This window comes from Citrobacter sp. Cc139, from assembly GCF_030334645.1.
GTDB lineage: Bacteria > Pseudomonadota > Gammaproteobacteria > Enterobacterales > Enterobacteriaceae > Citrobacter > Citrobacter werkmanii.
Map to the genome: position 1 here is coordinate 59,099 of NZ_JAOWDM010000055.1, position 18,828 is coordinate 77,926.

At 54.4% G+C, this 18,828-nt stretch carries 11 protein-coding genes; 2 read left to right on the top strand and 9 right to left on the bottom strand.

All coding sequences use genetic code 11. The features are described 5' to 3' along the window. Positions 1-37: 37 nt before the first annotated feature. The 7 genes from trhP to OGV69_RS01755 form a co-directional block, all read right to left on the bottom strand. Positions 38-1,399: a prephenate-dependent tRNA uridine(34) hydroxylase TrhP gene (trhP, locus tag OGV69_RS01725; RefSeq protein WP_069323479.1), complete on the bottom strand. Its 1,362-nt coding sequence runs from the start codon at positions 1,397-1,399 to the stop codon at positions 38-40. Between the two features lie 165 nt (positions 1,400-1,564). Beyond that, positions 1,565-2,287 carry an envelope stress response regulator BaeR gene (gene baeR, locus OGV69_RS01730; RefSeq protein ID WP_038641831.1) on the bottom strand — a complete coding sequence of 241 codons (723 nt, stop codon included), beginning with the start codon at positions 2,285-2,287 and terminating at the stop codon, positions 1,565-1,567. Next, positions 2,284-3,687: an envelope stress sensor histidine kinase BaeS gene (gene baeS, locus OGV69_RS01735; protein WP_069323480.1), complete on the bottom strand. Its 1,404-nt coding sequence runs from the start codon at positions 3,685-3,687 to the stop codon at positions 2,284-2,286. The genes baeR and baeS overlap by 4 nt, the downstream gene beginning before the upstream one ends. After that, the gene (locus OGV69_RS01740) at positions 3,687-5,099 is read right to left on the bottom strand and encodes an MFS transporter (protein ID WP_069323481.1); all 1,413 of its coding nucleotides are present in this window, start codon (positions 5,097-5,099) and stop codon (positions 3,687-3,689) included. The genes baeS and OGV69_RS01740 overlap by 1 nt, the downstream gene beginning before the upstream one ends. Further along, positions 5,096-8,167, bottom strand: a complete 3,072-nt coding sequence (gene mdtC / locus OGV69_RS01745; protein WP_069323482.1) for a multidrug efflux RND transporter permease subunit MdtC — start codon at positions 8,165-8,167, stop codon at positions 5,096-5,098. The genes OGV69_RS01740 and mdtC overlap by 4 nt, the downstream gene beginning before the upstream one ends. After that, complete coding sequence (locus OGV69_RS01750; protein WP_069323483.1) at positions 8,168-11,290, bottom strand: MdtB/MuxB family multidrug efflux RND transporter permease subunit; 3,123 nt, start codon at positions 11,288-11,290, stop codon at positions 8,168-8,170. Then, complete coding sequence (locus OGV69_RS01755; RefSeq protein WP_069323484.1) at positions 11,290-12,537, bottom strand: MdtA/MuxA family multidrug efflux RND transporter periplasmic adaptor subunit; 1,248 nt, start codon at positions 12,535-12,537, stop codon at positions 11,290-11,292. The genes OGV69_RS01750 and OGV69_RS01755 overlap by 1 nt, the downstream gene beginning before the upstream one ends. A gap of 279 nt (positions 12,538-12,816) precedes the next feature. Here OGV69_RS01755 and OGV69_RS01760 point away from each other — a divergent pair, with 279 nt between their 5' ends. Then, complete coding sequence (locus OGV69_RS01760; protein ID WP_106672390.1) at positions 12,817-12,876, top strand: type I toxin-antitoxin system Ibs family toxin; 60 nt, start codon at positions 12,817-12,819, stop codon at positions 12,874-12,876. A gap of 99 nt (positions 12,877-12,975) precedes the next feature. On the opposite strand, the gene yegD is transcribed toward OGV69_RS01760, so the two are convergent. After that, positions 12,976-14,328 carry a molecular chaperone gene (yegD, locus tag OGV69_RS01765; RefSeq protein ID WP_069323485.1) on the bottom strand — a complete coding sequence of 451 codons (1,353 nt, stop codon included), beginning with the start codon at positions 14,326-14,328 and terminating at the stop codon, positions 12,976-12,978. Between the two features lie 136 nt (positions 14,329-14,464). Between yegD and alkA the strand changes: the two genes are divergently transcribed. Then, positions 14,465-15,334 (top strand): DNA-3-methyladenine glycosylase 2, encoded by an 870-nt coding sequence (gene alkA / locus OGV69_RS01770; RefSeq protein WP_069323641.1) that lies wholly within the window; start codon positions 14,465-14,467, stop codon positions 15,332-15,334. Here alkA and OGV69_RS01775 read toward each other — a convergent pair. After that, on the bottom strand, positions 15,302-18,631 hold the full coding sequence (locus tag OGV69_RS01775) for a diguanylate cyclase (RefSeq protein ID WP_038641812.1): 3,330 nt from the start codon (positions 18,629-18,631) through the stop codon (positions 15,302-15,304). The genes alkA and OGV69_RS01775 overlap by 33 nt on opposite strands. Between the last annotated feature and the right edge of the window lie 197 nt (positions 18,632-18,828).

Below are 18,828 nucleotides of genomic sequence, written 5' to 3' on the forward strand. Positions count from 1 at the left end.
AAGAATCTTCCGATCGCTGAAAAATAACCGTAATTAACTACTTAGCATGCGGGTTGCGCGTGGACTCACCGGCAAAATTACGCATTAATAAGGCATAATTCAGATCGATATCCTCAGGTACCGGCATCCACACGGTGTAACCATCGCCCGGAGCAACCGGCATGGCTTCGCCTTTCGCGTTTTCCATCTGCTCAAGGGTAAAGTTGATATTGCCCTGTGGGGTCATCAACTCCAGGCTGTCGCTGACGGTGAATTTGTTTTTCACCAGTACGGCTGCAAGTTCGCCTTTACGTTCGCCGGTAAATTCGCCAACAAACTGCTGACGCTCCGACACAGAGAAACCGTATTCGTAGTTCTGATAGTCGTCATGCGTATGGCGGCGCAGGAATCCTTCGGTGTAACCGCGATGCGCAAGACCTTCCAGCGTCTCCAACAGTTGCGGGTCGAACGGTTTGCCGGCAGCGGCATCATCAATCGCTTTGCGATAAACCTGCGCGGTACGTGCACAATAATAGTATGACTTGGTACGGCCTTCGATCTTCAGCGAATGCACGCCCATCTGCGTCAGACGTTCAACGTGGGCAATAGCACGCAAATCCTTCGAGTTCATGATGTAAGTGCCGTGTTCGTCTTCGAACGCGGTCATGTACTCACCCGGTCGCTGGGCTTCTTCAATCATAAAAACTTTATCTGTCGGCGCGCCAATACCCAGCGTGGGTTCGACGTTTTGTACCGGGATCGGCTCGTACTTATGGACGATATTGCCCACCACGTCTTCTTTCCCTTCCTGCACGTTGTATTCCCAGCGGCAGGCATTGGTACAGGTGCCCTGGTTCGGGTCGCGCTTGTTGATGTAACCAGAGAGCAGGCAGCGCCCGGAATAGGCCATGCACAATGCGCCGTGAACGAAGATCTCAATCTCCATATCGGGCACCTGAGTACGGATCTCTTCAATTTCTTCCAGCGACAGTTCGCGAGACAGGATCACGCGGGTCAGCCCCATCTGCTTCCAGAATTTGACCGTCGCCCAGTTAACGGCGTTAGCCTGCACCGACAGGTGAATATCCATGTCAGGGAAGTTCTCGCGCACCAGCATAATCAGACCCGGGTCCGACATGATCAGCGCATCCGGCCCCATTTCCACCACCGGTTTCAGATCACGAATGAAGGTTTTCAGCTTGGCATTGTGCGGCGCGATGTTAACCACCACATAGAATTTTTTACCCAGTTCATGGGCTTCATTAATGCCGAGCTGCAGGTTTTCGTGGTTGAATTCGTTGTTGCGTACGCGCAGTGAATAACGCGGTTGGCCCGCATAGACAGCATCTGCGCCATAGGCGAAAGCGTAACGCATATTTTTCAGCGTTCCCGCCGGGGAAAGGAGTTCCGGTTTAAACATAATTATCTCGTTCTGATGACAGGTCAGACTCGCCTCACTTAATGAGGCGGTTAGGGGAGTGCCCCCATATTAAGGGCGGGCATTGTAGCGCTGAGGGGCGGGCAGGTAAAGTCATTGTGCTGGTGGTCGCTTCGCCTTACCCGATATCATTTGGACTATCGCTGATTACGCAATTCGGCACGCATCGGCTTCCCAGCGATACCCTACGCCATACACCGCGCGGATAAATGACTGCTCCGCATCCAGCGATTCCAGCTTGCGTCGCAGGTTCTTAATATGGCTGTCGATGGTTCGATCGGTAACGACGCGGTAATCGTCATACAGATGGTTGAGCAACTGCTCGCGGGAGAACACTTTTCCCGGCTCATGTGACAGCGTTTTGAGTAAGCGGAATTCCGCGGGCGTTAAGTCGAGCATTTTCCCCCGCCACGACGCCTGAAAACGACTTTCGTCGACAATCAGCGGGCTGTCTGCATCCATTTGTTGCAGTTCGCGCTGAGGTTTACAACGACGCAGGATCGTCTTCACGCGAGCGACGACTTCGCGCGGGCTGTAGGGTTTACAAATATAATCATCCGCACCAATCTCCAGTCCCAGCAGGCGATCAATCTCTTCGATTTTTGCGGTTACCATCATGATGGGAACTTCAGAGAAACGGCGAATTTCCCGACACAGGGTCAGGCCATCGGTGCCGGGCAGCATTAGATCCAATAAGATCAGATCGGGCGGCGTTTGACGTACGTAAGGCAGAACCAGATCGCCATGGCTGATGAGCGTAGGCGCGTAGCTTGCCGCCCGCAGATAGTCGATAAGCAGTTGTCCCAGCTTGGGTTCGTCTTCCACGATCAGAATACGCGGCGTGTTTTCATCAATGGGTAACTCTGTCATACATCTCTCTGTAAATCGCGTTCGAGCGGTAGCTCTACTGTAATGCTAACCCCACCAAAAGGCGAATGGGCGGCGTGGATCAGACCATTATGCGCCTGGACGATATTGACGCAAATCGCCAGCCCCAAGCCGGAACCTCCGCTGGCGCGGTTACGCGAGCCTTCGGTGCGATAAAACCGTTCAAACAGCTTCTGCAATTGTTCTTCACTCACGCCGGGAGCGGAATCCGCGAAGGTTAATAACACCATGCGTTCACGTTGTTCGGCGCTGATATGCAGCCCACCGCCGCTGTCGGTATAGCGCAGGCTGTTTTCCAGCAGATTGTTGAATAATTGCATCAGACGATCTCTGTCGCCAAATACCGTCATGCTGTCCGGGAGAGAAAGTTGTATCGTCAATCCACGACTGGCAAAGCGTTCACGAAATGCACCGCTTGCTACTTCCAGCAGGGGAATAAGATCCAGCGATGTTTTCTGATAGGCCAGCGCGCCTTCATCGGACATGGAGAGCTGATGAAGATCGTCCACCAGTTTGGTGAGCGTTGCGACTTCTGCCTGTAAAGAGGTAATGGAGTCAGGGGTAAACTGGCGTACCCCATCCTGAATGGCTTCCAGCTCGCCACGTAGCACCGCCAACGGCGTACGCAGTTCGTGAGAAATATCGGCCATAAAGTCACGCCGCATCTGCTGGTTTTTTTCCAGTGTACTGGCAAGCTGGTTGAAGTCTTGCGCCAGTTTGCCCAGCTCATCGGTACTGGTCGGCGCAACGCGGGTGGTGAAATCGCCTGCCGCCAGTTTATGCGTGCCTTCCACCAGTCGCTTGACCGGGGCCAACAGGCTGCGCGCCAGCGTAAACGTTGCCAGCGCCGCCAGAATTGTGGAGAGCGCGACGATAAGCCAGCTGGAGCGTCTTTGCTGCATGTCGAAATTGATATCCGTATTTCGCGTTAAGCGCTCTACGGGAGAGGCAATCACGGCGCCCACTTCGCTACCGTTGACGCGGATAGGATGGCGCATACCGTCGTGAGGGACCGGAGCGCGCGGGCCGACCAACACGCGAGCGTTTTGATCAACAACCCAAAACTGGGTACGCCAGCCGTGCGGCGGCATGCCGGGACCGGGTTTATCATCGTCGTTGTCGTGTTCAAACGAGCGCAGGATCTGAAAAACAAAACGATCGTTATTGCGTAAGAACCGCCAGTTGCCATGCTGTTCATACTGCTCGCTCAACGCGTCGCTGAGCATTTGCAGACGCTGCTCGTTACCGTGTTTGATATAGTCAATAAAACCCCGTTCGAAGCTAATGCGTACGGCCCAGTGCATACTGATCAGCAACACGATGCAGGTGGCGAAAATCGCCAGAAACAGTTTGCCGGTAATACCGGGCCGCCAGAACTTCATCAGGTGCTCCTTCTGCGCCGTGAGATCACCGCGTTAGTTTGCGTGTCGTTCGGCACGCGGGCAAAAATAATGGCGGGCAGCGCAATAATGAATGCAATGCACAGCCAGGTATACATAAAGACGGTATGCGTACTGCCGCTGTCGATAGCGATATGCTGCTGGCCAAACATACCTAGCAACAGGCCAGCGATAGTCACCCCGATACTCATCGACAATTGCATGATCATCGACAGCAGGCTGTTGCCGCTGCTGGCGAGATCGTCTGGCAGGTCTTTAAGCGTCAGGGTATTCATGGATGAAAAACGCGTTGAGTTGACCATTCCCTGTAAGAACAGCACCAAGGGCAGGGCGTAATACCAGCCGAGCAACGCGGTGGTCATCAGCAACAGGCTGACCAGCGACAGGCCAAGCGTTGTGGCGACCAGTACGTGACGGTAGCCAAAGCGGTTAACGACCTGTACCACAATGCGCTTCATGCTCATACTGCCGAGCACCATCGGGACCATCATCAGCCCGGCATGAAAAGGTGAAAAACCGAGGCCAATCTGTAAAAACACCGGCGTCATAAACGGCAGCATACCGCTGCCGATGCGTCCGGCAAAACTGCCGAGCAGACCTAACGAGAAGGTTGGTGTGTGAAACAGATTCAAACTAAACAGCGCGCGGGGATTACGATGGGCGTGTTTCAGATACAGCGCAATAGCCAACACCCCGCAGATAACCAGCGCAGCCAGCGTAATACCGGAGATGCCGGTTCCTTTACTGCCATCGAGCGCCACCGTTAGCACCGCCATGCCGACCGCCAGCATCGCGAATCCCGAAAGATCAAAGCGTCGCGTTTGCATCGTGTAGTTGGGCATCAGCATTAACGTTGCTATCGCGCCAACAATACCAACCGGAATGTTCAGCAAAAATATCCAGTGCCAGGAGGCATACTCAACCAGAACGCCGCCTAACGCCGGACCCAACAATGGGCCAATCTGACCGGGTAACGTGACAAACGTCATCGCCGCCATATATTGCTCACGCGGGACGATTTTCATCACCGTTAGCCTGCCAACCGGCACCATCATCGCGCCGCCAACGCCTTGTAAGACGCGCGCCATCACCAGCTCGTTGAGCGTGCCGGACCACGCGCAAAACAGTGAGCCAAGCGTAAACAGGATGATGGCGGTGAAGAAGATATTGCGCACGCCAACTTTATCGGCCAGCCATCCGCTGGCAGGCAGCATTACGGCAACGGTTAATACATACGACACAATGACCATATGCATATGTAACGGGCTTTCTCCGAGGCTGGCGGCCATCGAAGGAAGCGCGGTATTGACGATGGTGGTATCCAGCGACTGCATAAAAAAGCCAAATGCCACAATCCAAAGTTGCCAGCGGGTGCTGTCGGGAAGTTCTGTCATAACTCGGCTACCGGTTTGCTATTTTTACGCGAAAAACGCAGACGCAGACGGTCGAAAAAGAGATAGACCACGGGCGTGGTGTACAGCGTCAGGAGTTGACTCACTACCAGCCCACCGACGATGGTGATCCCCAATGGCTGGCGCAGTTCGGAGCCATCGCCTGCGGATAACACCAGCGGCAGCGCGCCAAACAGCGCAGCCAGCGTGGTCATCATTATTGGGCGAAAGCGTAACAGGCAGGCCTGGAAAATGGCTTCCTCGGGTTGCAACTTACCGTTTCTCTGCGCTTCCAACGCAAAATCGACCATCATGATGGCGTTTTTCTTCACAATACCAATTAATAGCATGATCCCTATCAGGGCGATTAGGCTGAACGGGGCATTGAATAGCTCCAGTGCCAGTAACGCCCCGACGCCCGCTGAAGGCAGTGTGGAAAGAATAGTCAGAGGGTGAACATAACTTTCATACAGCATGCCCAACACAATGTAGACCGTTGCGATGGCCGCAATAATCAGGATCACCTGCGAGTTCATGGTGTCCTGAAAGACCTGCGCGGTACCGGCAAAACTACCGCGAACCGTTGAGGGCACGCCAAGCTGGGTCGTCGTCCTGTTGATGGCCTCTGTCGCTTCAGAAAGTGAAGAGCCCGTCGGCAGGTTAAACGACACCGTTGACGCGGCGGACAAGCCCTGATGATTCACCGACAGCGGGGCATTCGCCGGTTGCCATTTGGCAAAATACGATAATGGGATCGCCTTACCGTCATTGTTGATGACGAACATTTTGTCCAGCGCGCTAATATCCTGGGTATAGCGCCGATCGACCTCCATCACGACTTTGTACTGGTTCATAGGCTGATAAATTGTCGAAATCTGCCGTTGCCCGAAAGCGTTATTCAACAGGCTGTTGGCGGCGGCAACATCGATTCCCAGACGGGACATGGTGTCGCGATCGTAAATCAGATTCATCTCCGCGCCATTGTCCTGCTGATCGGAGTTGACGTCCGCCAGTTGGGGCAGGGCGGCTAACGCCTTACGAATTTTAGGTTCCCATTCACGCAGCGCCGCCAGGTCGTCTGACAGCAATGTGTACTGATAGCTGGCGTTGGCCTGGCGTCCGCCGACGCGAATATCCTGCACTGCCATCAGAAACAGATTCGCGCCCGGCTCTTTTGCCAGCGCGACGCGCAGGCGGTCGATCACCTGTTGCGCGCTTTCACGGCGTTCATCGCGTGGCTTGAGGGTAATAAACATCATCCCGCTATTGACCCGGGAACCGCCGGTGAAGCCAGTGACATTATTCACCGCCGGATCGTCGCGGATGATCTGCATAAAGTCCTGCAGTTTGCCGCGCATCGCCTGGAAAGAGATGCTTTGGTCAGCCTGGATCCCACCCATCAATACGCCTGTATCCTGCTCAGGGAAGAAGGTTTTCGGGATGGAAATGTAGAGCCAAATGTTCAGCGCAATGGTACCGAGTAATACCACGCCCACCAGGCGCGTATGGCGCAGTACCCATTTAAGCGATGTGCCGTAACTCTGTTGCAGCGCTACCAACACGCGACCAAATCCCCGCTTACGCGTCTGGGCGCTGGATTTAAGCATCCAGCCGCACATCATTGGCGTTAATGTCAGCGACACCAGCAGGGAAATGCCGATGGCAACCGACAGCGTGACGGCAAATTCGCGTAACAGCCGCCCCGGCAGGCCGCCCATCAGCAGCAGCGGCAGAAACACTGCTACCAGTGACAGGCTCATGGAGAGCACCGTAAAACCGACTTCGCGCGTGCCTTGTAACGCTGCCTGAAGTGGTTTCATTCCGGCTTCCAGATGGCGGGCAATATTTTCCAGTACCACGATGGCGTCATCGACGACAAAACCCGTGGCAATGGTTAGCGCCATTAACGACAGGTTGTTCAGGCTGAATCCGCACAAATACATGGCGGCAAATGTGCCGATTAGCGAGACCGGAACCGCGACGGCGGGGATAAGTGTTGCGCGTCCGGAACGCAGAAAGACAAAGACCACCAGGATGACCAGCGCCACAGAGATAATCAGCGTCTGTTCAACTTCCTCCAGCGAGGCGCGAATGGTCGGAGAGCGGTCCTGGGCAATTTGCAGATCGATGGCGGCCGGGACCAGGGCTTGTAACTCCGGTAGTTTGGCCCGGATGCTGTCTACCGTCTGAATGATATTGGCTTCCGGCAGTTTGCGGATCATCAGCAGGATGGCCGGTTTGGCATTGGTCATCCCCGCATTGCGCACGTCCTGCACCGAGTCGCTCACCGACGCAACGTCACCTAACCTCACCGCAGCGCCGTTATTGTAGTGGATGATAATGGGTTGGTATTCGGCTGCCGTTTTCAGCTCATCGTTGGTTTGCACCTGCCAACGATGGGTTTCACTCTCGATAGCTCCCTGCGGTTTACGCACGTTGGCGTTATCAATTGCGCTACGCACGTCGTCGAGTGAGACACCCTGGTTAAACAACGCTTGCGGGTTGAGTCCTACACGCACGGCGGGCAGAGAACTGCCTCCCACATCCACGTCACCGACGCCGTCGATTTGCGCGATGGTTTGCGCCAGTTGGGTCGAGGCGAAATCGTACAACTCACCCTGAGAATACGTATCAGAAGTGAGCGTCAGGATCATAATCGGCGCGTCGGAAGGGTTGGCTTTGCGGTACGTTGGGCGACTGGGCATTCCGCTTGGTAGCAGGCTTTGTGCGGCGTTAATCGCGGCCTGAACGTCTCGCGCAGCGCCGTTGATGTCACGGTCGAAATTAAATTCGAGAATAATGCGTGTGCTGCCAAGCGAACTGCTTGAGGTCATTTCATTCACGCCCGCGATGCGGCCCAGAGAGCGCTCCAGCGGGGTGGCGACGGAGGAGGCCATCGTTTCAGGAGACGCGCCGGGTAATGAGGCGCTAACCATAATCACCGGGAAATCCACCTGCGGCAGCGGGGCCACCGGCAGCAGACGAAAGCCCAGTATGCCGCACAGAGTGATGGCCACAGAAATGAGAATAGTCGCCACCGGACGATGAATGAAAAGCGCGAAAAATTTCATTTACGCTTCCTCTTCCTGACGTGGGAAACGGCTTTTCACATACAGCGACAAACGATCAAACAGCAGATAAATCACCGGGGTGGTGAACAGCGTTAATACCTGGCTTAACAGCAGACCACCGACCATACCAATCCCTAATGGACGGCGTAATTCAGCACCCACACCGGTACTTAACATCAGGGGCAACGCGCCCAGCAGCGCCGCCAGCGTGGTCATCAGGATTGGGCGAAAACGCAGCAGGCAGGCCTGGAAAATAGCTTCACGCGGCGCCATACCCTGTTCGCGCTCTGCGGCCAGGGCAAAGTCGATCATCATGATGGCGTTTTTCTTGACGATACCGATGAGCAAAATAATGCCGATAATCGCAATGACGTCCAGTTCGCTGCCGGCAATCATTAACGCCAGGAGCGCGCCAACGCCTGCCGTGGGCAGCGTGGAGAGAATGGTAATCGGGTGAATAAAGCTTTCATACAGCACGCCGAGTACGATATACATCGCGACAACCGCTGCCACAATTAGCCAGATAGTGTTGCCCAACGCGGCCTGGAAGGCCAACGTACTGCCCTGGAACTGGGTGGTAATGTTCGCTGGCAGGTTAAGCGTTTTTTCGGCATCCAGAATCGCCTGTACCGCATCGCCCAATGAATAGTCGTCTGGCACATTGAACGAGATGGTTGTCACCGGGAACTGATCGAGATGGTTAATCGACAGCGGGGCAAAACGCTGTTCAATGCTGGCGATAGCGCTGAGCGGCACCACGCCGCCGTCGCTACTGGTCAGACGAACAGTGTCCATGGCCGCAAGCCCTGGCGTCGTGTTGGTGTCATGTTCTAACACGACGCGATACTGGTTTGCCTGCGTATAGATGGTTGAAATCAGGCGCTGGCCGAAGGCGTTGTACAGGGCGTTATCGACATCCGCCATGCTGATACCTAAACGGCTGGCGCTGTCGCGATTGACGTTCACATAGGCTACCAGCCCTTTGTCCTGCCAGTCACTGCTGACATCAGACACCTGCGGTAGCTGTTGTAGCTTTTCCAACAGTTGGGGAACCCAGGTGCTGAGCGCATCCAGGGAGGTTGCTTGCAGCGTGAATTGATATTGCCTCCGGCTGACCTGAGTATCAATCGTCAGGTCCTGCGTAGGCTGAAGATAGAGGTCGACGCCGGGAACGTTGTTTACTGCCTCTTGTAACCGCGCGATCACTTTCTGCACGCGATCGTCACGTTCATCCAGTGGCTTAAGGTTGATTTGCATACGTGCGCTGTTTAATGCCGGATTGGTGCCGTCCACGCCAACAAAAGCGGTCAGGCTCTCAACCGCCGGATCTTGCAGGATGACATCTGAAACCTGACGCTGACGCTGGGCCATGCTGGCAAACGAACTGGACTGCGGCGCCTGCAGCGTGCCCTGAATGATGCCGTTATCCTGTATCGGGAAGAATCCTTTTGGAATAAAGATCCACAGCATGACGCTCAGCGCCAGCGTGCCAAGCGCCACGCTGAGCGTCAGCCACGGATGGTTGAGCACCTTTGCCAGCCAGTGGCCGTACCCGGCGATGACGCGATCAAACATCCGTTCCGAAGCGCGAGAGAAGCGGTTCTGTTTACGTAACGATGCCTGGCTGAGCATGCGGGCGCACATCATCGGTGTAAGGGTGAGCGACACCACGGCAGAAATCAGGATCGCCACGGCCAGCGTTACGGCAAACTCGCGGAACAATCGCCCGACAATATCGCCCATAAACAACAGTGGGATCAGCACGGCGATCAGCGAAAATGTCAGAGAGATGATGGTAAAACCAATCTCGCCCGCACCTTTCAGGGCGGCGGTCAGCGGTTTTTCGCCTTTTTCGATATAACGTGAAATGTTCTCAATCACCACGATGGCGTCATCCACCACAAAACCGGTGGCGATGGTTAGCGCCATTAAGGTCAGGTTATTGATAGAGAAATCAAGAAATACCATGACCGCAAAGGTGCCGATTAGCGACAGCGGAACGGCGACCGCGGGTATAATCGTCGCCGGGATATTGCGCAGAAACAGGTAGATAATCATAACAACCAGCGCAATCGCCAGCATCAGCTCAAACTGGGTATCAGCTACGGATGCACGAATATTGGTTGTACGATCCGAAAGCACGCTGACTTTTACTGATTTAGGCAGGCTTTCAGTGAGCTGCGGCAGCATTTGGCGGATGCTGTCAGCAGTGGAAATGATGTTTGCCCCAGGCTGGCGCTGAACATTCATCACAATGGCTTGTTGCTTATTGGCCCATGCGCCCAGCCAGCTATTTTCTGCCCCTTGCTCCACGGTCGCGACATCGCCCAGACGTACCGGCGCACCGTTTTTATAGGCAATAATCAACTGACGATATTCATCTGCAGACTGCATCTGGTCGTTAGCTGAGAGGGTGACGGCGCGCGTTGGGCCATCAAGACTGCCTTTGGCCGAGTTGACGTTAGCGCCGGTAATTGCCGTACGGATGGTTTCGCTGGTCAGACCGAGCGCGGCAATGGCCTGGGCATTAAGCTTGACGCGGACGGCCGGACGTTGCCCACCGGAAAGCGTTACCAGACCCACGCCGGAAACCTGAGAGATTTTCTGTGCGACGCGGGTTTCGACCATATCTTCAACTTGCGTCATCGGCATGGCGCTGGAGGTGACAGCCAGCGTCATGATTGGTGGATCCGCCGGGTTTACCTTGCTGTAAACCGGCGGGTTGGGCAGATCGCCCGGTAATAAATTGGTCGCGGCGTTAATTGCAGCCTGTACTTCCTGCTCGGCGACATCCAGCGGGAGCGTCAGTTGAAACTGCAATGTCACGACCGAGGCGCCGCCGGAACTTTGCGATGACATCTGTTTTAAGCCGGACATCTGTCCAAACTGACGTTCAAGCGGCGCGGTCACTGCCGAGGTCATGACGTCCGGGCTGGCGCCGGGGTAGAGCGTTACGACCTGAATCGTGGGGTAATCCACTTCCGGTAAGGCGGCGATCGGCAAGAAACGATAACCGATAATACCGGCTAACAAAATGGCGACCATCAGCAGCGTGGTGGCGACGGGGCGCAGAATAAAAAGGCGCGATGGGCCGCCTGAGTTGCCGGGTGGTAACACCTGCATCAGGAGTTAGCTCCTTTTTTGCCGTAGCCGCGCGGCGCAGTTTTCTCGTCTGCCACTGAGGCGTCTTGCCCCTCCACGACTTCAACTTTTGCCCCTTCCGTCAGGCGGTCAATACCGTCGGTCACCACGCGATCTCCTGCGGACAGCCCGGCGGTAATCACCACTTTCTGGCTATCCTGGATACCCGGTTTCACCAGGTGTTTACTCACCTTATTGTCGCTGTTCAGCACCCAGACAAAGTGACCTTCATTACCCATTTGCAGGGCGGCCGTGGGGATGACTACGGCGTTTTGTTCCGTGTCGACCAGCATGCGGGCGTTAACGAACTGGTTCGGGAATAAGGCATCATCCTGATTGTTAAACCGGGCCTTAACTTTGATGGTTCCGGTGCTCGTGTCGATCTGATTGTCGAGACTCAGCAGGACGCCTTCGCTCAGTTTTTGCGAATTAGTACGGTCCCAGGCTTCGACTTTCAGCGGGTTCCCCGATTTTTGCGCCCGTAACACGGTGGCGATGTCGTTTTCAGGTAAGGTAAATATCAGGTCGATAGGGTGGGTTTGTGTAATGACGACGATACCGGTGGTATCGCCGCTGGAAATCTGGTTGCCAACATCCACCTGCTTCAAACCGACCCGACCATCGACAGGGGCAGTTATACGGCTCCAGTCGAGCTGCAATTGGGCGCTGGCGACGCTGGCTTCATCCGCTTTGATTGTCCCTAACGTCTCATTTACCAGCGCCTGTTGGGCATCCAGCTCCTGGCGGGAGACCAGATTGGTTTTTACCAACTGCTGATAACGCGCAAGGTCGCGACGGGCATTCGCCAGCGTGGCTTTATCTTTTGCCAGTTGCCCCTGCGCCTGAGCCAGAGCAACTTTAAACTGGCTGGGGTCTATCTCTGCCAGAAGGTCGCCAGCTTTTACCTGTTGCCCTTCCTCGAAGTGTAACGCGATGAGCTGGCCATCTACCCGGCTTCGCACCGTAGCGGTATTGGCGGCAGTAATGGTGCCTAGCCCCGTCAGATAACGTGGAACGGCTTCCTCAGTGGCGGTGGCAGCCTGAACGGGAGCCAACGGCCCGGAACGCATACCACGACGCCCAGCCCCTGGCGAGTGCTGTGCTGGTTTGGTCGCGCCTGGTGCGGTTCCCTGGGGTTCACTGCGGCTTTGCCAGAACCAGAATGCGGCGATGGCGGCCACGACGATCACAATTGCTATCACCCGGCGGGATTTGTTACTGCCTTTCATTGTTATGAGTTTCTCATCCTGAAACGATTCGCGGAATGATACTAGTTTAGCCAGCGAACAAGGGAGAAAAATGGAGGAATTATGAAACACTGTCGGGATTCGTCTGAATGCTGACGCGGCTTTGCGAGGTATTACGCAACATTAAGCGGTGAAAACGGCGAACAAGAAATAGTGCGTTAGAGTGCGTTCAAGGCAAAAAGGAGGTAAGCCAGAGATTTCAGCGGGACGCTGGAACGGGAAAACCCCTCCCGAGGAAGGGGCCAAAATAAGGAAAGGGTTATGATGAAGTACGTCATCATACTGGTGATACTCTTAGTGATTAGCTTACCGGCTTACTAAGACACCAGGGGGAGGGGAGACCTTCCCTAACCCTCACTCCTGAAAATAAGCTACAGCTAAGGTGATGTCAATACACGTCCTTTTCAGCATGCGAGCGGCTTAGCGGAAAACAACCTCAGCCCAGCGGGCCAGTCCGGCGGTGACGGAACCGAAATCATCGCCACCGGCAATTGGGATCCCCGGAAGCTGCTCTGCGAGAGCTTTTTTGATCAACGGCGAACGCGCGCTGCCGCCGGTCAGGTAAATCACGTCCGGTTTTTCCTGCGCGTTTTCCAGCGCCAGTTGAACCTGCTCGAGAATGCGCACCAGGGGCTGATTGAGCGCGGCTTGCAGTCCGTGTTGGCTGATATCGGTGGCCAGCGTTTCACTGATAAACGGTATCGCCGCCGTAACGATGTTCTGGTCGGACAGTGCGATTTTGCTCTCTTCTGCGCTGCGTACCAGGCGGTAGCTCAGACGCTCGCGCCAGACTTTGAGCAACAGGGCGACTTTATCGGCTTCCCGGGCGTCGCGCACAAGATCGTTCAGTAAGCGTCCGTTGGCGCTACTGTAGAACTCACTTTGCGCGGGGACATCGTTAATCGCGACCGCGTTCCACCAGGGCAAAATAGGTAAGGCGATGCCTTTTTCCGTTTCTCCACCCATGCCGAGGAGTGGCATCAAGTGTTTAAATGCCAGCGCAATATCCAGATCGTTACCGCCTACGCGGCAGCCGCTGTGCCCCAGCAGGCTATTTTCGCGATCGGCGCGTTGATGCCATTGCGGCCCCATCAGCAACAATGAACAGTCGGTCGTACCCCCGCCAATGTCCACGACCAATACGCGTTTTTCTTCCTGCAGCGTGGCTTCGTAATCCAGGCCAGCCGCTACCGGTTCGTATTGAAAAACAACATCCTGAAAACCAGCGCGTTTTGCCGCACGTTCAAGAATCCCCTGCGCTTGAGCATTGGCGTCATCGCCACCTAAACCCTGGAAGTTGATTGGGCGACCAATAACGGCCTGGGTGATGGCTTCCGGCAACTGGCTTTGTGCCTGATTACGAATATGCAGCATCATGGCGCAGACCAGATCCTCAAACAGCGCAACCTGCTGCGGTTTCAGACCGCTGGCACCGAGAAAGGATTTTGGTGATTTAACGAAGTACACCTCTTCCGGATCGTCAATATAGTGACCCAGTGAAGCCAGACCGAACTGCACGCTGTTGGCATTAACCTCAATATCTTCTTCGCGGTTATAGCGCATCGCACGACGCAGCAGCGCCTGCGTTTCGTCATCCGTGGTTGGGACGTCGTGATGGCGATACAGCCATTCGCTGACCGCTTCGCGCGTTGGCGCACACAGCATTGAGGGCAGAAGCGTGCTGTTGTTTTCCATTTTGAGCAAGTGTGGCTGCCCGTCTTGCATAACGGCCACTGAACAGTTTGCCGTACCGTAGTCAAAACCAATAAACACCGTAAAAATCCCCATGCCAGTGAAGAAGGGGCGTGACTTTAACGAAATGTCGACGTCCCGACAACTGGAATATGAAAGCAAGGCGTATCGTTTGAATACCGTTTATGCTGTAGGTTTGCTTGAAAAGGAAAACGCAATGTTCACGCTGAGTTGGCAACCGCCTTATGACTGGCCCTGGATGCTGGGGTTCCTGGCCGCCCGTGCGGTGGAAGGGGTAGAAACCGTGGGGGATCTGCGTTATGCCAGAAGCCTGACTGTCGGGAATCATCGTGGTCTGGTGCGCGTGATACCGGATCTACACACCCATCAACTACACGTGACGTTGAGTCCGGGGCTACAGCCGGTTGCCGCAGAGTGTCTGGCTAAAATGACGCGCTTATTCGATCTTACCTGTTGCCCGCAGCAAATCGTCAGCGCGCTGGGAAGCCTTGGGGCAGCGCGTCCGGGACTGCGTTTGCCGGGCAGTGTTGATGCGTTTGAACAAGGAGTACGGGCGATTTTAGGGCAGTTAGTCAGCGTAGCTATGGCGGCGAAACTGACGGCGAAAGTGGCGCATACTTATGGGGATACGCTGGAGGATGCGCCAGAGTATGTGTGTTTTCCTACCCCTGAAGCGCTCGCTGATGCCGATCCATTACACCTGAAAGCGTTAGGGATGCCGCTCAAACGCGCTGAAGCGTTAATTCATCTGGCTCGCGCGACGCTGGATGGAACGCTTGCGACACAAGCGCCTGCCGATATCGAGCAAGGCGTCAAACATCTGCAAACTTTCCCCGGCATAGGGCGCTGGACTGCCAACTACTTTGCGCTGCGCGGCTGGCAGGCGAAAGATGTTTTTCTGCCGGATGACTATCTGATAAAACAACGTTTTGCCGGCATGACGCCCGCCCAGATTCGGCGGTATGCAGAGCGCTGGAAGCCCTGGCGCTCCTATGCGTTATTACATATCTGGTATACGGATGGCTGGCAGCCGTCAGTTGATGGCGAAATTACTGGTATTCAGTAGCAGATCCAGCGGTTGGGCGTCGGCAATGATATCGCCATAAATCATATCAATCCCGATGCCAGAAAGCGCATCCATGATTAGCGGCAACTGCACCGGGCCAGCGATGGTTTTAATGTCCAGACGCTGAGCATGGCCCTGGATAATGGACACCCACATTTCGTCAATCAAGTTACCGTGGACACTGGCGCTTAGCTCGCTGTCGAGTAGAAGGTAATCAACCATGTGATACTTCAGGTTGTCAAAAAGATCTAAATCGCGACCGACATGACTTAAAATAATTCGACATCCGCACTGTCGCAGTCGATGTAGTGTGGATATAGCCTGCGTTGGGTTTGTTTTTATCACGTTAGACGGAACGGTCAGGTGCAGCAGTCGTGGTGGTAACGGACTTCTTTGCAGTTGCCCCAGCAGTTCGTCAACAAGTTCTGTATTCAGCAATCCGGCGGCGGAAAGGGGCAGGGCAATGCTGAGTCCCTTACTGGCGACGGCCGGGGCTGCACTCTGGAAGAACTCGGTAAATACCCGGCGGTCAAGCGCCTGATTCAATGTAGAATCGACCAGCCCGGCACGGAAAGCGTGCTCTTCAATAATTTCTCCTTCAGCTGTCCCTAAGCGTAGTGAGAGCAGCCAGAAGCTAAACGTCTCTGGTATACGCGGGGAGGCCACGCCCCTGGCGATGATTAACATTGGATTGTGCGTAATGGTGTGTCTTTGTTCATCCAATGACAGTTGGCTTCGCGCCGCATGGGCCTCGCTTTGCTGGGGTTCATAAACGCAGACTCGCCCACGTCCACTGTTCTTCGCCGCATAACAGGCTATATCCGCCTGGGACATGACGTCGCTCGCGACATGGTTTTTTTCATCAATTAGCGTAATTCCCGCACTGGCGCCAATACGGTGCAAGCGTCCATCCCACATAAAGTGGTAATCGTTGATGGCGCTGATGATGCGACCTGAGATAAAGCGGGCGCTTTCGATATTACAATCTGGCAGCAACAGACCAAACTCGTCACCGCCAAGGCGCGCCAGCATATCGCTGGAACGCAGCATGCTGAGCATCAGTGAAGAGAGTTCGCGTAGCAGGGCATCGCCTGCGGCGTGACCAGCGCTATCGTTTACGGCTTTAAAACGATCGAGATCGATAAAAACCAATGCATGACGTTGGTGCGTGTCGTGAACCGTATGCAGTAACTGTTTTAGATGATTTTCGAAGCTGACCCGGTTTGCCAACTGCGTCAGATCGTCATGAGAGGCGCTGTAGCTAAGCTGGCGCAGCATTTTACGTGACTCGGTGACATCCTGAATCACCAGCACCGAGCCAATGCTGCCGCCATCGAGTGTGCTGAGGGGGGTGATGCTGTACTGAATGTCATAACTGTTGCCGTTGCGACAATGCAGGACGACTTCCTGCTCGATGGCCGTACGCGACATGTCAGCGCTGTAGATATTCTCCATCAGCGGTCCGTTGTCGCCGAAAGTAATACGGAGTACCGTCAGCAGCGGAATGCCGATGGCGCTTTCCTGCTGCCAGCCGCTCATCTTCTCTGCGACCGGATTCATAAAGGTCACGTTCATATCGACATCAATACAAATCACTGCTTCGCCAATCGAATCCAGCGTAATGTGCAGACGTTCTTTTTCCTGATACAACGCTTCGTTAAGCTGCTTCACCTCGGTCATATCCATATTGATGCCAAGGAAGCGTTCAACTTCGCCATCTTTATTCAGTACCCGGTTTGCCAGTGAGCGGATGTGCCGCACGCCATCTTTGACCGCAATACGAAACTCGAGCTTAAAGGGGGCCCGTGCGGCCAGCGAATCACGAATGACATTTTTAGCATGTTCACGATCTTCGGGCACAACGCAGTCATACCAGACTTGCCAACTGGGTTTGATATGCGCAGGGACTTCATAGAGATCAAACATGCGCTTATCCCAACTGATGACGTCAGGCTGCAGCTCCCATTCCCAGATGCCAATTCCCCCGGCTTCATTGGCGAGGGTAATGCGCTCCATCAACCGTTTATTAATCCACTCGGTATGCTTCAGATCGTTAATATCCTCAACCTGCGCAATAAAGTAGAGTGGGGTATTGTCGCTATTACGCACCAACGAAACGGCCAGCAAGGCCCAGACGACATCACCGGAGCGCGTGTAATAGCGTTTTTCCATGGAGTAGCTGTTGATTTCCCCGCGCGCCAGCATATCTAACTGCTCGAGATCATTATTTAGATCTTCCGGCCAGGTTAATTGCTGGAAGGTTAGCGAACGTAGCTCATCCTGGCTGTAGCCCAGAAACTGGCACAACGCTTTATTCGCCTGGAGCCATTGCCCCTCGGTCCCCACCAGCGCCATACCAATCGCGGAATATTCCATGGCATTGCGAAAGCGCGATTCGCTTTCAGAGATATGTTTGCGTTCGGCCCGAAACGCGTACATCACCATCGTCATCATATTGGCCGGCAGCAGGATCATCAAAAACGGCAGCCAAGGCAGGCTGGTCGTCAAGTTGGGTTTTGGGATGTAGAGCAGCGAAGGGTCGGCGGCCAACATCATCGAGACCATCATTACGGTGCTGAGGAAAATTAAAAATGCCTCCATTCGCGGCAGACGAACAGCGCTCCACATCAACAGGACGATAACGCAGGTAAAAGGCCATGGAAGATACATCATGGACAGCCAACTGAGCGTCAAGGTCACCAGAAGTGTGATGACGGTTTCAAGCAGTAACCGTGGGTCGCGGTGGCGGAGCAGATAATGGGGCTTAAACAGCAAACCTAACGGCACCAGCGCCAGCGCGCCGATGGATTCTGACAGCACCCAAATAAGAAAGGTATTTAACGAGGTTTCCTTTGGCAGCAATAACCACAGTAGCAAGCCGCCCAACACGGGAGGAACCACGGCGCTGCCAAAAGCCAGGCGCGCCCAGTCGTTGAGATTTTGTAAGGGGTTGTACCAGGGCAGCAGTTTACGCAATAGCATTGCGCCAACGACAGCCTCAATAATGTTGATAGCCGTATAGGTGAAGCTAAGCGATTCACCGGGGAAGAAGAGTAAGGACGCGCCGATATTACCAAATGAACAAGCCAGCGCAATTCCCGGCCACATCTTTCCCGCATGACGGTAAAAAGCCACCATCATGATTGACGTTGGGAACCAAAGCGGCGCCAGCTGCGCGCCGAAACGTGACAGTTCCAGCGAGAATAGCGTAAAAATAAAAGCCACCAGACCTAAACTGGCCATGCGCAGTAGAGGATGAGGTAAGGTAACTAAAACATGTTGGGATTGTTTACTCATTACCACTCTACCCAAATAGCCGATGTTGTCCGGGAGATATGCCGAATACATCTTGTTTAATCTGCGATTATGCTAGTACAAATAATTTACAATTTATACGCCAGCTGCGCATAAATTAACACTCTCAAGCTATTAATTCCTAAGGCTGATAGATAAATTTAGCACCTGCTTTAAAACTGATCATTTTAATTTGCGAC

Coding starts and splice junctions, on each gene's coding strand:
- trhP (WP_069323479.1), bottom strand. CDS start 1,399: ATGTTTAAACCGGAACTCCTTTCCCCGGCGGGAACGCTGAAAAATATG.
- baeR (WP_038641831.1), bottom strand. CDS start 2,287: ATGACAGAGTTACCCATTGATGAAAACACGCCGCGTATTCTGATCGTG.
- baeS (WP_069323480.1), bottom strand. CDS start 3,687: ATGAAGTTCTGGCGGCCCGGTATTACCGGCAAACTGTTTCTGGCGATT.
- OGV69_RS01740 (WP_069323481.1), bottom strand. CDS start 5,099: ATGACAGAACTTCCCGACAGCACCCGCTGGCAACTTTGGATTGTGGCA.
- mdtC (WP_069323482.1), bottom strand. CDS start 8,167: ATGAAATTTTTCGCGCTTTTCATTCATCGTCCGGTGGCGACTATTCTC.
- OGV69_RS01750 (WP_069323483.1), bottom strand. CDS start 11,290: ATGCAGGTGTTACCACCCGGCAACTCAGGCGGCCCATCGCGCCTTTTT.
- OGV69_RS01755 (WP_069323484.1), bottom strand. CDS start 12,537: ATGAAAGGCAGTAACAAATCCCGCCGGGTGATAGCAATTGTGATCGTC.
- alkA (WP_069323641.1), top strand. CDS start 14,465: ATGTTCACGCTGAGTTGGCAACCGCCTTATGACTGGCCCTGGATGCTG.
- OGV69_RS01775 (WP_038641812.1), bottom strand. CDS start 18,631: ATGAGTAAACAATCCCAACATGTTTTAGTTACCTTACCTCATCCTCTA.